General features: G+C 69.2%; 12 protein-coding genes and 2 pseudogenes. 3 read left to right on the top strand and 11 right to left on the bottom strand.

Features of this window, described 5'->3' with window-relative positions; genetic code table 11:
* Positions 1–16: 16 nt before the first annotated feature.
* Entirely contained in the window at positions 17–250 is a 234-nt protein-coding gene (locus ACIHCQ_RS41240) for a hypothetical protein (protein ID WP_399674133.1), read from the bottom strand.
* A 192-nt stretch (positions 251–442) separates the two neighbouring features.
* On the opposite strand from ACIHCQ_RS41240, the gene ACIHCQ_RS41235 reads away from it, so the two are divergent.
* A complete protein-coding gene (locus ACIHCQ_RS41235) occupies positions 443–2,578 on the top strand; it encodes an endonuclease (protein WP_399674132.1) in 2,136 nt (711 codons plus the stop codon).
* Positions 2,579–2,822: 244 nt separating this feature from the next.
* On the opposite strand, the gene ACIHCQ_RS41230 is transcribed toward ACIHCQ_RS41235, so the two are convergent.
* From ACIHCQ_RS41230 to ACIHCQ_RS41200, 7 genes and pseudogenes are all read right to left on the bottom strand, one after another.
* A complete protein-coding gene (locus tag ACIHCQ_RS41230; protein ID WP_399674131.1) occupies positions 2,823–3,128 on the bottom strand; it encodes a hypothetical protein in 306 nt (101 codons plus the stop codon).
* Complete coding sequence (locus tag ACIHCQ_RS41225) at positions 3,110–6,949, bottom strand: hypothetical protein (protein ID WP_399674130.1); 3,840 nt, start codon at positions 6,947–6,949, stop codon at positions 3,110–3,112. The genes ACIHCQ_RS41230 and ACIHCQ_RS41225 overlap by 19 nt, the downstream gene beginning before the upstream one ends.
* Complete coding sequence (locus ACIHCQ_RS41220) at positions 6,946–7,203, bottom strand: hypothetical protein (RefSeq protein ID WP_399674129.1); 258 nt, start codon at positions 7,201–7,203, stop codon at positions 6,946–6,948. The genes ACIHCQ_RS41225 and ACIHCQ_RS41220 overlap by 4 nt, the downstream gene beginning before the upstream one ends.
* 584 nt (positions 7,204–7,787) lie before the next feature.
* Complete coding sequence (locus tag ACIHCQ_RS41215; RefSeq protein WP_399674128.1) at positions 7,788–7,934, bottom strand: hypothetical protein; 147 nt, start codon at positions 7,932–7,934, stop codon at positions 7,788–7,790.
* A 138-nt stretch (positions 7,935–8,072) separates the two neighbouring features.
* A pseudogene (locus ACIHCQ_RS41210) lies at positions 8,073–8,240 on the bottom strand (IS256 family transposase); the annotation flags it as partial.
* 331 nt (positions 8,241–8,571) lie between these two features.
* Positions 8,572–8,952 carry a toxin Doc gene (locus ACIHCQ_RS41205; RefSeq protein ID WP_399674166.1) on the bottom strand — a complete coding sequence of 127 codons (381 nt, stop codon included), beginning with the start codon at positions 8,950–8,952 and terminating at the stop codon, positions 8,572–8,574.
* Positions 8,949–9,197, bottom strand: a complete 249-nt coding sequence (locus ACIHCQ_RS41200) for an antitoxin MazE7 (RefSeq protein WP_399674127.1) — start codon at positions 9,195–9,197, stop codon at positions 8,949–8,951. Before ACIHCQ_RS41200 ends, ACIHCQ_RS41205 begins: the two co-directional genes overlap by 4 nt.
* Positions 9,198–9,357: 160 nt before the next feature.
* On the opposite strand from ACIHCQ_RS41200, the gene ACIHCQ_RS41195 reads away from it, so the two are divergent.
* A complete protein-coding gene (locus ACIHCQ_RS41195; RefSeq protein WP_399674126.1) occupies positions 9,358–10,029 on the top strand; it encodes a hypothetical protein in 672 nt (223 codons plus the stop codon).
* A 215-nt stretch (positions 10,030–10,244) separates the two neighbouring features.
* Here the strand turns inward: ACIHCQ_RS41195 and ACIHCQ_RS41190 are convergent, their stop codons facing one another.
* Together ACIHCQ_RS41190 and ACIHCQ_RS41185 are read right to left on the bottom strand one after the other, a co-directional pair.
* On the bottom strand, positions 10,245–11,342 hold the full coding sequence (locus ACIHCQ_RS41190) for a class I SAM-dependent methyltransferase (protein WP_399674165.1): 1,098 nt from the start codon (positions 11,340–11,342) through the stop codon (positions 10,245–10,247).
* Between the two features lie 165 nt (positions 11,343–11,507).
* Positions 11,508–11,662, bottom strand: a pseudogene (locus ACIHCQ_RS41185) (transposase); the annotation flags it as partial.
* Between ACIHCQ_RS41185 and ACIHCQ_RS41180 the strand changes: the two are divergent.
* A complete protein-coding gene (locus ACIHCQ_RS41180) occupies positions 11,637–11,876 on the top strand; it encodes a hypothetical protein (RefSeq protein ID WP_399674168.1) in 240 nt (79 codons plus the stop codon). The pseudogene ACIHCQ_RS41185 and the gene ACIHCQ_RS41180 sit on opposite strands and share 26 nt — an antisense overlap.
* Before the next feature lie 168 nt (positions 11,877–12,044).
* Here the strand turns inward: ACIHCQ_RS41180 and ACIHCQ_RS41175 are convergent, their stop codons facing one another.
* A complete protein-coding gene (locus ACIHCQ_RS41175; RefSeq protein ID WP_399674125.1) occupies positions 12,045–12,221 on the bottom strand; it encodes a hypothetical protein in 177 nt (58 codons plus the stop codon).
* Between the last annotated feature and the right edge of the window lie 206 nt (positions 12,222–12,427).

Below are 12,427 nucleotides of genomic sequence, written 5' to 3'. Positions count from 1 at the left end.
CGCTCAGGCGGTCAGCTCACGGCGCGGCCGCGAGGGTGGCCGCATCGGTGCGGCCATCGGTCAGCGCGCGCAGTTGCTGCAGCTGCGTGGCCAGCATGTGCTGGGCGGTGCGCTCGCGGGCGTCTTCCGCAGCCTGCTCTGCAGCAACGCGGGCGAGCGGCCTGTCGGGATACCAGCGGTCCTGGCGGCGGCCCTTCTCCGTGTCGTACGCCGCCTCGGCCTCCGCCTCGGCCTCCGCAGAGCGGGGCACACCCGCCACCGCCCGCTGTCCGGGGCAGCCCGGACACCACAGAGGCATCTGCGCTGCGGCACGACACTGCAGGTCACACCACTACGCCATACGGAGACACCTCGAGGGGCGAAATGACGTGGTCCATGCCCATGCTGGTGATTCAGGGCAAGGGAAGGTGCGCGCGGCTGCGCGGCTAGGAGACGAACCACAGTGACCACCACCGCATACGTGCCCGAGACGGGCCATCTGCAGCAGGTAGAGCGGGCCGAGGGGCGGTACGACGAGCGTGCCAAGGCACGGGAGCAGACCCGGCAAGTGCTCGATGAACGGGGTGTGCTGCACGCTGATACGCCCGAGCGTGTCACCAGGCGGCTGGCGCGGCTGGGGGCGGACTGGTCACAGGCCACCGCGCTGGAGCAGACCCCCAGCCAGGCCACCACCGGGGGCAACCTGCGCGGGCTGTCCCCGGACAGTTTCAGCGCCGCCATGCTGGGCCTGGAACGGCTGATGGGGCGCAACGACCTGATCGACGTCGGCTTCCTTGAGGCCGGCTATCTGGCTGCGCGCTCCGTGGGACGGGTGTTCGTCCGTGGCCCCGCCGCGCACTACGGCACTGGCTTCCTGGTATCCCCCTCTCTGCTGCTGACCAACAACCATGTGCTGGCCAGCCGCCAGGAGGCCGACCGCGGGGTGATCGAGTTCAACTACCAGGCCGGCACTGGCGGTCGGACGTTGCTGCCGGTGGTCTTCGATCTGGAACCCGGCCGGTTCTTCGTCACCGATCAGGACCTGGACTTCACTCTGGTTGCGGTAGCCGACCGGAGCCAGGGCGGTGAGGGATTGGACGGCTTCTCCTGGCTGCGCCTGAGTGAGGCCCAGGGCAAGGTGATCCTGGGCGAGAAGGTCAACATCATCCAGCACCCCAACGGCGAGCCCAAGCAGCTGGCGCTGCGCGAGAACCAAGTGGTGGACCTGCTGGAACACTTCGTTCACTACGCCACTGACACCGCACCGGGCTCCTCTGGCTCACCGGTCTTCAACGACCAGTGGGACGTCGTCGCCCTGCATCATGCCGGAGTCCCGCTCAGAGACGACAACGGCCGCTACCTGTCCGTGGACGGCAGCGTGTGGAGGCCGGACATGGGCGAGGACCGTCTGGCATGGAAGGCAAATGAGGGCGTACGGATCAGCCGGGTGCTGCAGGCCGTGCGGCAAGCGCCCTTGTCCGGCCCTGCCGTCGACCTGCGGGCGCATCTGTTCGAAGTCACCGCCCCGCCGCTCGCGTCACCCGGTGCTCCACAGCACCTCGCCGACAAGAGACCCGAGCCGGCCGCAACAGCTGGCTCCGACGGAGCGCTGCATCTGACGGTGCCGCTGCACATCACCGTCGGCGTCACAGCTGCCGCCACATCCGTCACCGCGGCTGTCGACGGTGCCCCCAGCATCAGAACTCAGCCGACGGCCGTTGCCCCGGCGAATGGGCACGTTTCTCCGGCAGAAACGGACCTGAGGGCCGCGCTCGCGGGTCTGGAAGTCGGCCGGGCCCGCCCGTACTACGACGCTGAAGCCGACCAGGCCGCGCAGCAGGCCTACTACGCAGGGCTCGATGGCGCCGGGCTGGGCCGTGCACTGACCGACCTGCTGGAACGCACCCACGAACGCCAGCCCGCCTACAAGCCGATGCGGCTGCTGTATCCGTGGGTTGACCTTCACCCCGACAAGCAGCTGCGCAGCATTTACTCCGGCCAGGCCTTCACCCCGGAAGAGTTCATCCGCGCCGACGCCGCCGTCGAAGCCGCCCGCATCCAGCGCTGGCAGGAACTGACTTTGAGTGAGGTTGCCCTTGGCACAGAAGCACTCGAGGCGGAAATGGACGCCCTGGAGGCGTCCCTGGCTTTCAACTGCGAGCACGTGGTGCCGCAGTCCTGGTTCAGCAAACGCGAACCCATGCGCGGCGACCTGCATCATCTCTTCGCCTGCGAGACCACCTGCAACAGCTTCCGCAGCAACATTTCCTACTTCGACTTCACCGACACCGAAGAACTCGTGCGCTCCTCCTGCGGACGCCGGGAAACCCAGGGGTTCGAGCCGTCCGCAGGCAAGGGCGCCGTCGCCCGGGCGACCTTGTACTTCGTGCTGCGCTACCCCAGGCAGGTGGGAGACGCCGCACGCGAACTGCAGCCGGAACGACTTGACATGCTGCTGTCCTGGCACGAAGCAGACCCTGTCAGTGCATACGAACGCCACCGCAATTTCGCCATCGCTGAGATCCAGGGCAACCGCAATCCGTTCATCGACCACCCCGAGTGGGCACGGAACACCGACTTCACCCACGCTTGGCAGTAAGGGCGAGTCTGCGGCCGTGATCGCCACGAGAGCCAGCGGCCGTTTCCTCCCCCGGCCGCTGGGTCCGAAGTGACACGACCGGTGCCCGCCACGTGCTCGACCCGGGCCATCCGCCGATCGGCAAGCTTGCCATGAATCCTCTGGGAAGTCCCCATCCACTGCTCGGTGGTCGGGCAGCGTGCCGCCGACGAGCGCTCGGGAGGCAGCCGCCGCGGACGCCGGCGTACTTCGCCGTGGTGACCGGTCACAGTGCGGTGCGCAGGTGGGGCTGGAGGATCACCGCCGCCACAGCTGCTCGGCCGGGGTGGGGGCGTAGGAGGTCCTCACCCCTGGCCCTGTGGGCCGATGTGGTCTCGCGGGTACGCACCCGCACCTTGAGCGCCGACGCAGCCCGAACCGGTGCCACATCGGCGGCCGCCATCGCCGACGTGGAGCCGGGGACGGAGCCGGGCGCCAGCACGAGGGCGGCCGGGGCCGTGGATGACGGCCTCCCCGCCTGGTCGCCGAGGCGGCGCCGGGCCCGCCGCGGGCTCAGTTCCGTCCGGGGCACGGCGGGTCGTAGGGCAGTTGCGGGATGTACGTGTGCCAGAGCGCGGGCGTCAGCAGGTTCCCGGTCGCCCGGCACACGTAGTCGGCGGCGGCCTGGGTGGACAGCGGCAGGATGTGCACCGTCGCATTGCCGGTGCCGATGAAGAGGAAGCGCCCGTCCGGGGAGAACGCGACGTCATTGACGTAGTTGATGACGCCGGTCACCGGCAGGCCGTGGGCCCGCGCGCGGCCTCCCTCGTCGATGTCCCACAGGCGGATCGTCTTGTCGAAACTGCCGCTGACCAGAGTCTGCCCGTCCGGGCTGAAGGCCAGCGTGTAGACGGTGTCCTTGTGGCCGGTGAGGGGTGGGGCCGTCGGTGTGGGGTGCGTGCGGTCCGCGAGGTTCCACAGGCGGATCGTGGCGTCGTTGCCGGAGGCGGCGAGGGTACGGCCGTCCGGGCTGAAGACGGTTGTCTGGACAGGGTCCGCACTGGCGCGCAGGGGTACGCCCAGGGGTGTCGGGCGCGTGGGCTTGGTGATGTCCCACAGATGGAGGGTGCCGTTCTGCGCCGCGGCGGCGAGCGTGCGGCCGTCCGGGCTGACGGCCAGGCGGTTGACCATGCCGGCGCGGGTGTCCAGCGGCGGCCCGAGGGCAGTGGGGTGGGACGGATCGGAGACGTCCCACAGCGCGACCGTGCCGTCGCCGTTGCTCCCTGCCAGGGTGCGCCCATCCGGGGTGAACTCGACGGCCAGGTAGTTCTCCGGTGGGTTGTGGAGTGGCCCGCTGAGTGGCTTGGGCGTGGTCGGTACGGTGACGTCCCACAGCCGGATGTCCAGGCCGGCGGCGACGGCCAGCGCTTTTCCGTCGGGGGTGAAGGCGACCCAGTTGACGTACGGGGTGCGGCCGCGGATCGACGCGCTGAGCGGGCGGGGATGGCCCGGGTCCCGGACATCCCAGAGTCGGACGGTGTTGTCCTCGGAGCCCGAGGCGAGCAGACGTCCGTCGGGGCTCACGTCCACAGTGTCGACGTAACTCGTGTGCCCGCTCAGGATCGTGCGCGGGATCGTCCACAGCCGGACGGTGTGGTCGGCGCCCGCGCTGGCCAGCATGGTGCCCTTCGGGTCGAAGGCCAGGCCCAGCACGTGTCCGGTGTGGCCGGTCAGGGCCTGGGTGAGGTCCTCGACCTTGTCCGGAGCCTTCACGTTCTCGAGCCAGATGGTGTTGTCGTCCCCGCCGTAGGCCATGAGTCGGCCGCTGTCGGAGAAGGCGACGGTGTTGACGACGTTGTTGCTGCCCGGGCTCTTGAGCGGCCTCGGCTTGGCGGGGTTCTTGACGTCCCACAGGTGGGCGGTCTGGTCGCTGCCGGCCGCGGTCAGTGTGCGGCCGTCCGGGCTGAAGGCGACCGCCTGGGCGGAGCCGGGGTTCCCGGCCATGAAGGAGATGTCGGGCGTCCGGCCGGCAGCGGAGGGATTCCGCCGGTCCGCCACCTTCCACAACCGCACCGTCGCCTCGCTCCCGCCGGACGCCAGCAGCTTGCCGTCCGGGCTGAAGGCCACCCCGTTCACCTCGTCTGCGGAGGCGGGGAGCGGCTCGGCGAGGGGTCGTGGGTGCCGTGGGTCAGTGGTGTCCCACAGGTAGATGCGGGCGCCGTGTCCCGCCGTGGCGAGGGCGCGTCCGTCCGGGCTGAAGGCTAGCGTCTTCAGGGCGCTGGTGCCGGCCCGCGCGGGGGTGCCCAGACCGGCCGGGTGGCGGGGGTCGCGGACGTCCCACATGTGTACGGTGCCGTCGTCGCCGGTGCTGGCCAGAAGGTGTCCCCGGGGGCTGAAGGCGAGCGCCCGTATCGCGCCCCGGGGCCCGTGTAGCGGGGTTCCCAGCGGGACTGGGTGGTCCGCGCGGGCCGTGTTCCACAGCCGGATCGTGCTGTCGCCGCCGGCGCTGGCCAGCAGGCTCCCGTCCGGACTGAAGTCCACGGCGTTCACCCGGTCCGTGTGACCGCTCAGCACGGTGGCCAGCGGCACGTTTTGGGCGCTGAGCAGCCGGGTCTCCGTCGACGCGGCCGGCGACATCCGGTGCGCGACCAGATCCAGTTGGGCGGCCAGCGAGGCGTCGGTCGGGCGCACCAGGTCGGCCTGGGCCCTGGTCTCGCCGAGGATCGCGGTGTTGCGTTCCTGCTGTGCCGTGTTGCGCTGGTGGAACGCGAGGGCGGCGGAGACGGCGGCGAGCACGGCCAGCGCCGTCAGCCCGGCGATGACCCCCTGGCGGATCCGGCGTGCGCGGTGCCGCTGCCGTACCGAGGCGGCCAGAAACGCGGACACGACCGGACCGCACCCGCCCGTGTCCGTGTCATTGGCCAGGGCGCGAGCCTCGTCCAGCCTGTGGCCCCGGTACAACAGTCCCGCGTCGCGGTCGGCCTCATGCCACGCGGTGGCCGCGTCCTCCAGCCGCTGGCGGGCCATGTACTGGGCGCGGTGGGCCTCGATCCACTGCCGCAGGCGCGGCCAGGTCCGCAGCAGCACTTCGTGGGTGATGGTGACCGTGTCCTGTTCCCGGGTCAGCAGCCGTCCCCGGGTGAATGTCTCGACGACCTCGGCCGTCTCGTCGGCGGGTGCGCCGTGACCCAGCAGTTCGGCGTACCGCGCCGGGCGGCGCGTGTCGTGGGTGCCGTCGCCGAACTTGACCAGGCGCAGGAACACGGACCGCGCCGTCCGCTGCGCCTGCGGGTCCAGCTGGTCGAAGCAGCGGTCCGCTTCGGCCGTCACGCTGTGCGCGATGCCGCCGGTGGACTCGTAGCCGTCCACGGTCAGGACATGGCCCGACCGGCACAGCCAGGTGGCCCGCAGCGCATGGGCGAGCAGGGGAAGCCGCCCGATCTCGTAGGCGTCGGCTTCGTCCGTGCCCGGATGCGCGGGGTCCGGTTCCGGTGCGCCGAGGTCGCGCAACAGCACTGGCACGAGGCCCGGTTCGACGTCCAATCCGATCGCGCGGGCGGGATGGAGGATCGCCTCCCGTACCCCGGCCCGGGACAGCGGTCCCACGATCACCTGGTTGCGTTCCACGGCGTCGAGGAGCCCCGGATGGGTGGCGCAGTGGGTGTAGAAGTCCGAGCGCAGGCCGAAGACGACCAGGCCGACGGGCTGTTCGCCGTCGGGGCCCATGTCCGCCAGGCGCAGGACCGCGTCCAGGAAGTCCCGCCGCTCACGCTCGTCGGCGCACAGCGTGAACAGCTCCTCCAACTGGTCCACGACCAGGACCAGGCGGCGTTCCGCGCCGGTGTCGCCGTCGTCCGCCGCGAGCGTGCGCCGCAGGACGGCCGGTCGCCACACCGGCCCCTGCGCCCCGTCGCCGGACGCTCCGCGACTACCGCACGTCACCTCCGACAGGCGGGCGCCGAGGGCTGCCATCGGATGTGCGGTCGGGGTCAGCCACAGGCGGGGCCAATGCGCCGAGCCCGGCAGGGCGCCCCGGGCGACCTCGGGCAGGAGTCCCGCTCTGAGCAGCGACGACTTCCCGGCCCCGGAAGGCGCGACGACGACCAGCGCCCCGCCCACCGCGAGGCAGGCGTCCAGCCGGACCAGAAGCTTGGCCACCAGCGCGTCCCTGCCGAAGAACCACTGGGCCTGTTCGGCGCTGAATGCGGCCAGCCCGGGATAGGGGCACTCCTGAGACACGGCGGCGGTGTGCACGCGGTGGGCCGTGCGCACACCGTCTTCGTAATGCAGGTGCAGGTCCCGTTCCGACAGGTACAGATCCCGGCGCGCCTGATAGATCCTGGCCCGGTCCGAGGCATAGGCCTCCAGCGGGATTCCCTCTCTGTGTAGGGGCTGCCTGTCGGCGGGACTCATGGCCCGTAGATGTTCTGGTCGCGCCCGGCCTGGTATACCCGGCCGTGTCCGGATGCCTCGGCGCGGAACTCATGTGATCCGGTGCGAGTGCCGTCCTCGCGGCGCAGGAGCGGAGCGATCTCCTCGTCGATCAGCCGCCGCAGCTCGTCCACCAGCGCGGGGTCGTCCCGCAGCAGTGCGGTCAGACGGGACCCCCAGGCTGCGACGAGGTGTGATTCCGCGTCCTCGTCCCGCGCTCGGCGGGCCGTCAGCAAGCGGTCTCGGGACTCTACGAGCGCAGCGTCCACCTGGTCTGCCTGATTCGGACGTATACGTCGACACCAGGCAACGAGGACCGCTCGTGCCTGCTGCCATGCGTCCGTGGCCATCGCTCCCACCAAGGACGTGGCCGCCGACAGTACGATCGCATCCATCACCATCAACCTCGCCATGCTCTTCTTTGTCCAATGTACCAACTTGGGATATTGCGGGGCAGTTTCGTTGATACCTGAAAGACCGGACGGGTGTGGTCCGCGCTCGCGTGTGACCTTGGATCCGCCATGACGCACAGGCGCCGCCTCAGGTCTCTGTGAGGTGCCATGGCCAGCCTTATAGTCAGCCCGCCCGCTTGCACGTCGGGGCTACACCACCGACGTCAGAAGGTGCTACTGGGAACGCACCGACGCCAACGGCGAGGCGATCGACAACAACTTCCTCAACGCAGCGAAGCGGTCCAGTGGCGATCCGGGCCAGCGATCGGCGACCTGACCCGGTCACCTCCGCCTCGCGGCTGCCGGCGGCTTCCTCTGCGCTCCGACCGGACGGGCGGGGCCACGGTCGACCCCCTCGCCCCGCGCCCTCAGGGCGGGAACAGGGCCAGCGACGCCAGGACCTGACCCAGGCCCGGAAGGATGTGCTGTAAATCCTCGGGCCGGGCCTTCGCCACCACCGCGCGAGCAACGACAGCGAGCAGCACGAATGACCGCGAGAGCAGCGAGTAGAACATGGGAGGGCATGGCAGAAGCAAGACCCGCCACGGAGACCTCCGGAGCTTCGTCACGGACGACGGCCAGCTCGTGCAGGTAGCGGGTGAATGGCTGGCGCTCGTCCTCGGCGGAACGGTCATCGGCGCCGTTGAGGCCACTCACGCAGCGGCCTCCTCGGCGCGCTCGACCAGGTGGCCACGTTCAAAACGGGCGCGGACCTGCACCAGCGCCATGAGATGCGGTGCGTTGACCGCGCGCCAGCGGCCCTGCGCGGATTCGATCAGCTTGAAGACCATGGCGAGGGCTGCGGTGCGGCTGCCTACCCCCCTCAGTGCGCGTATGCCCCGGCAACGGGCACTCCACCACACGCCTCTGACATCATGGGTCAGCGATGAGAAGCCACTGCAGTCAAGGAACGGCAAAGCCCCTCTGAAACCGCAGGTCGCGAAGTGTGCTCCCCGCGAAGGCGGGGGTGAATCGCTGATGGCAGCCGTCGAGCAAGCCCGGCCTAGGTGCTCCCCGCGAAGGCGGGGGTGAATCGACCAGGGCGGCGCCGCTCTTGGGCGGGTGAGGCGGGGGTGAACCAAGGTGGTCGTGCGGGCGGCGGAGGTACTTCTCGCGCGATCTGCCCGAACGACCCTCCGGTCACCACCGTGATCATTCAGGTGTGCTCAGGGAGCGCAACCGGTCGGCCACGTCGAAGACGGTCACCCGCAGCGCCCGGACATCGGTCATCAGGTCCCGCCACTCGTCGATCGAACCGTGGATGCTCTCCCCCGACGCCTTGATGTACGCCACGGCCACGCCGTACCCGAAGGCTTCGTTGCGCGCGGGCAGCGGCTGCACGAGCACGATCTGTTGCAACAGCGCGGCGGCCCGCCAGTACGCGTCCGGCTCGCCCACATCCAGGTGAGGAGTGTTCACACGGTGTCGTGCCACCGCGGCGATGAGCGCCGAGTAGTCGGACACCGCCAGGTCCTTGCCGAGCAGTTCCTCCTGGCGGTTCAGGAGCCACCGGATGTCGATGTTCAGGTTCAGGCCGCCCGGCTGCCGGAGGGCCGCGAGGCCGGGAGCCCGCCGAATTCGCGGTCGAAGGCTTCGAGAAACCCCGGCCGGGCAACCGCCTCGCGGAAGGCGGCGGTCGCGTGGCCCAGCTTGATCTGGTTCTCCTCCTCTATGGCCAGCTCGGCCAGGTAGGAACGCACACTCTGCCCGCGGGCCGCGGCGATCGCGGCGAACCGGTCCCGCGTCTCTGAATCAATCTTCACAGTTGTGTCAGCCATAACCCGAGTATGCACCCGCGACTACTGACGTGAATACCGTTTGCCGGAATCCACCCCGCACGGTCGCTGTGACTTCCAGCGATAGATGTCACCTTCCAGCAGTTGTTGTCACCGGTAGCCCCGCAGGTGGGTGTCAGTGGCGTGCGCTTGTATGGGCGCCATGACCGTTCACGATGTTGCCGAGGCGCTTCCTGACATCCCGACGCTGCGGGACCGGTGTCGGTCGATGGCCATGCTGGAGGCCGTGCTGAACCCTGACGGCGAGCGCTACTACTCATTCAGCCAGGCTTGGTCTGAGACGGAGGAGATCGCCTCCATGCGCAACGGCTCGGGGGACGAGTTCGACGTCATCTTCTCTCCGGCGGGCGCGTATGTCCGAGGCTTTGACCACGAGTCGGCGATGAGCCCGTATGTCGACGACGAGCCCTGGCCGGGCGTCGTGGACTCGGTCCCCGAGGTGTTCCGCAGTTGCGTCGAGGAGCCGGCCTTCACAGACGACGGAGTGCCCAGGGTGACGGCCTGCATGTGGCGTGAGGCGGGAAGCGAGCACTGGCAGGCGGGAGAGATCGACTTCCCTGAGGACAGCGCCGACCCTGACGGCTCGGGTTGGCTGTTCCACTTGCTGGTCGACCCATCGCCGGAGGCATTCCAGAAGTTCGCTGAGGACTACTACGAGGTCACGGTCGACATCAACGCGGTGCGCCACGTGTATGCCCTCCGCCCATTGACCCAGGATGTGGTCACCGCTTTGAACGACAAGGCATCCCTGACGGGCGTCGCCGACGCAGCCGCCGCGATCGGCTATGCCATCGCGGCTGGCTCGGCTTCCTGACCTGGGTCTGCCGGACACGGGGTCGAGGCCGTCACGCTGCGCGCGAGTCTCGCACACCAACACGTTTTCCACCTGTGTTGGTGGTGCGGTGGGCTGTGTGCAGGGGCATTCACCTGGGTTCATGGGCGGATGGTCGTCGATGCTGGGAGGGTTGCAGGTCTCGCATGAACCCCCGTGAACGGGGCTGAATGAGACGGAAACTGAGATGAGCCCGCTCACAAGTCGGGTGACTGCGGGCTTCGGTTGGCGCTGGTGCCGGTGGGCTGGGCAGGGGCCTTCGCGGCGAGGATGCGGTAGGCGTTACTGTGGCGTGGCAGCAGCGGGCGCACAGTCAGGTCGAGCAGGAAGCCGGCTGGCAGCGCCGGCAGGGCGAGGAGCAGCGCGGCGGCCCATCGTGCGTGGTCGGTTGTGGTGGGTGGGCGAGGTACCCAGGGGCGGCGTGGGTCCTGGGCGAGGGTGGAAAGAAGCCTTTTGGCGCCCAGCAGAAAGTCCAGTCCAAGGTCGGCTCGTCTGTGCTCGACGGTCAAGATCGAGAGGCCGTTGGCGGCGAGGGCCTGTTTGAGGTTGCCGACGGGGAACATGTGCAGGTGCTGGGGTTGTACCCACTGTGACCAGTACTTGCCGAGGAGGCGGGCCCCGGCGCATTCGGGGTCGGGCACTTCGATGAGGAGGTGTCCCCCGGGGGGCAGGACGTGTGCGGCGGCGCGGATCTCAGCGATCGGGTCGATTGTGTGCTCGAGGTAGTGGTGCATGCTCACCACGTCGTAGCGGTGGGTGAGGGTGTCGGCGAGGTCGGGGAACGAGCCTTGGTGGGCGTCGTCGATCCAGCCACGGCGTTGGGCTTCTCGCACTCCGTCGCCGCGGTCCAGGCCCGCGAAGGTGGTCTGTGGCCAGATCTGCTTGGCGGTGTGGCAGAAATGCCCGTAGCCCGTGCCGACATCCAGCCAGGCGCGGGGCGTGGTGTATGGCTGGAGCATGCGGGCGCGCCGCTGGTAGAGCTTGCGCATCAAGCTGAAACCGAACTCGACGCTCTTGGCACCGAGCCCGTCGTAGAGGTCCCGGTAGTAGAACTCAAGGCCGGAGGCGTTCAGTCGGGGGTTCTGAAATATGTGTCTGCAGTCGCGGCACTGTTCCAGCGTGAACGAACCGGGCTTGGCTTGAATGAAGTCGGGGCTGGTCAGGTGGACTTGAAGGGCCGTTGAGCCGCACCAGGTGCAGCCAGGGCGGCGCGGCTCCAGAAAGCGGGCCGTTCCGTCGGCGAGGTCGGCCTGGTATTTGGTTCTCAGGGCGGCTCGCGTGCTGGGCGTGGTCATCACGGCGTCCTTGTCCTTTCCTGGGTCAGCAGATAGCCGGCGCCCAGGGCCTGTGGATGTCGGTGGGGCAGGGGCTCGTGTTCGTTCTTGGTGTTCTATCAGTGGTGCGCTCCGATGTCGGGGCCGAAGTCGGCCAGGGGTTGGCAGATTATGGACGTCGAGGTTGCGGAACGCGGTGACCTGCTCGTCCAGATACTTGGCCATCGCGCTGACTTGGGACTTTGACACCTGGGTGACGCCCAGGCTCTCGGCGAGCGCTCGACCCGGCGGGTGGAGACGCCGAGCAGGTAGGCGGTGGCGACCACGCTGGTGCGTCTGCGGGAGGAGGCCGAGCGTGTGCAGGCCGCGCTCGGTGAGGCTGAACGCGCGCTTGAGCGGCTGGCCGGTGCGCGCGAGACGCTGGCTGAGGTGTTGGCCGAGGCTCCTGCCGGGGGTGAAGAGCCGACGCGGAGCGCGGTGGCGGGCTCGGTGGTGCCGCACCGCACCGAGGATGCCGTCGTGGAGGGCTCGCGCCGGAGTACCAGCAGATCCTGAAGGTGCTCGCATCGCCGGACGCTGTCGCGGGGATGCGGGTGAAGCAGATCGTGGCAGGGCTGGGGTGGGAGGCGACGCCGGCGAAAGTGGAGGGGGTGCGCTCGCGAGTGAAGCGGCTGGCCGCACGGGGCTGGGCCGCAGAAATGCGGCCGAACGTGTTCGCCGCGGCTATCGGGACGGCGTCGGTCTCCGCGGGATGAAAGCGCCTGGGCGGCGCCTGGCCAGGCGGCCGCTCATGAGCATGGTCATGGACCACAGCACCATGGCCTCGGGGATGGCGGGCAGGGTCTCGTAGTTGCGCACCAGGCGGCGCGAGCGCATCAGCCAGCTCAGCGTTCTTTCCACCACCCACCTGCGAGGCAGCACCACGAACCCGCATGTGTCGTCGGAGCGTTTGACGATGTCGAGGGTGAGGGGGAGTTTCTCGGCGGCCCAGTCGACTAGGGCCTGTGTGACGTCGTGATCAATCGGCTGCTCGCAAGAGGTCCTCGAGCCAGATCATCGAGGCGCGAAGTTCGAGGCCGGCGAGGTAGCTTTCGGGTGTCTTGTCG

This window comes from Streptomyces sp. NPDC052236 (assembly GCF_044548015.1).
Taxonomy (GTDB): Bacteria; Actinomycetota; Actinomycetes; order Streptomycetales; family Streptomycetaceae; genus Streptomyces.
The sequence above is the reverse complement of the archived record's forward strand: the minus strand, read 5'-3'. Positions and strand labels throughout refer to the sequence as shown.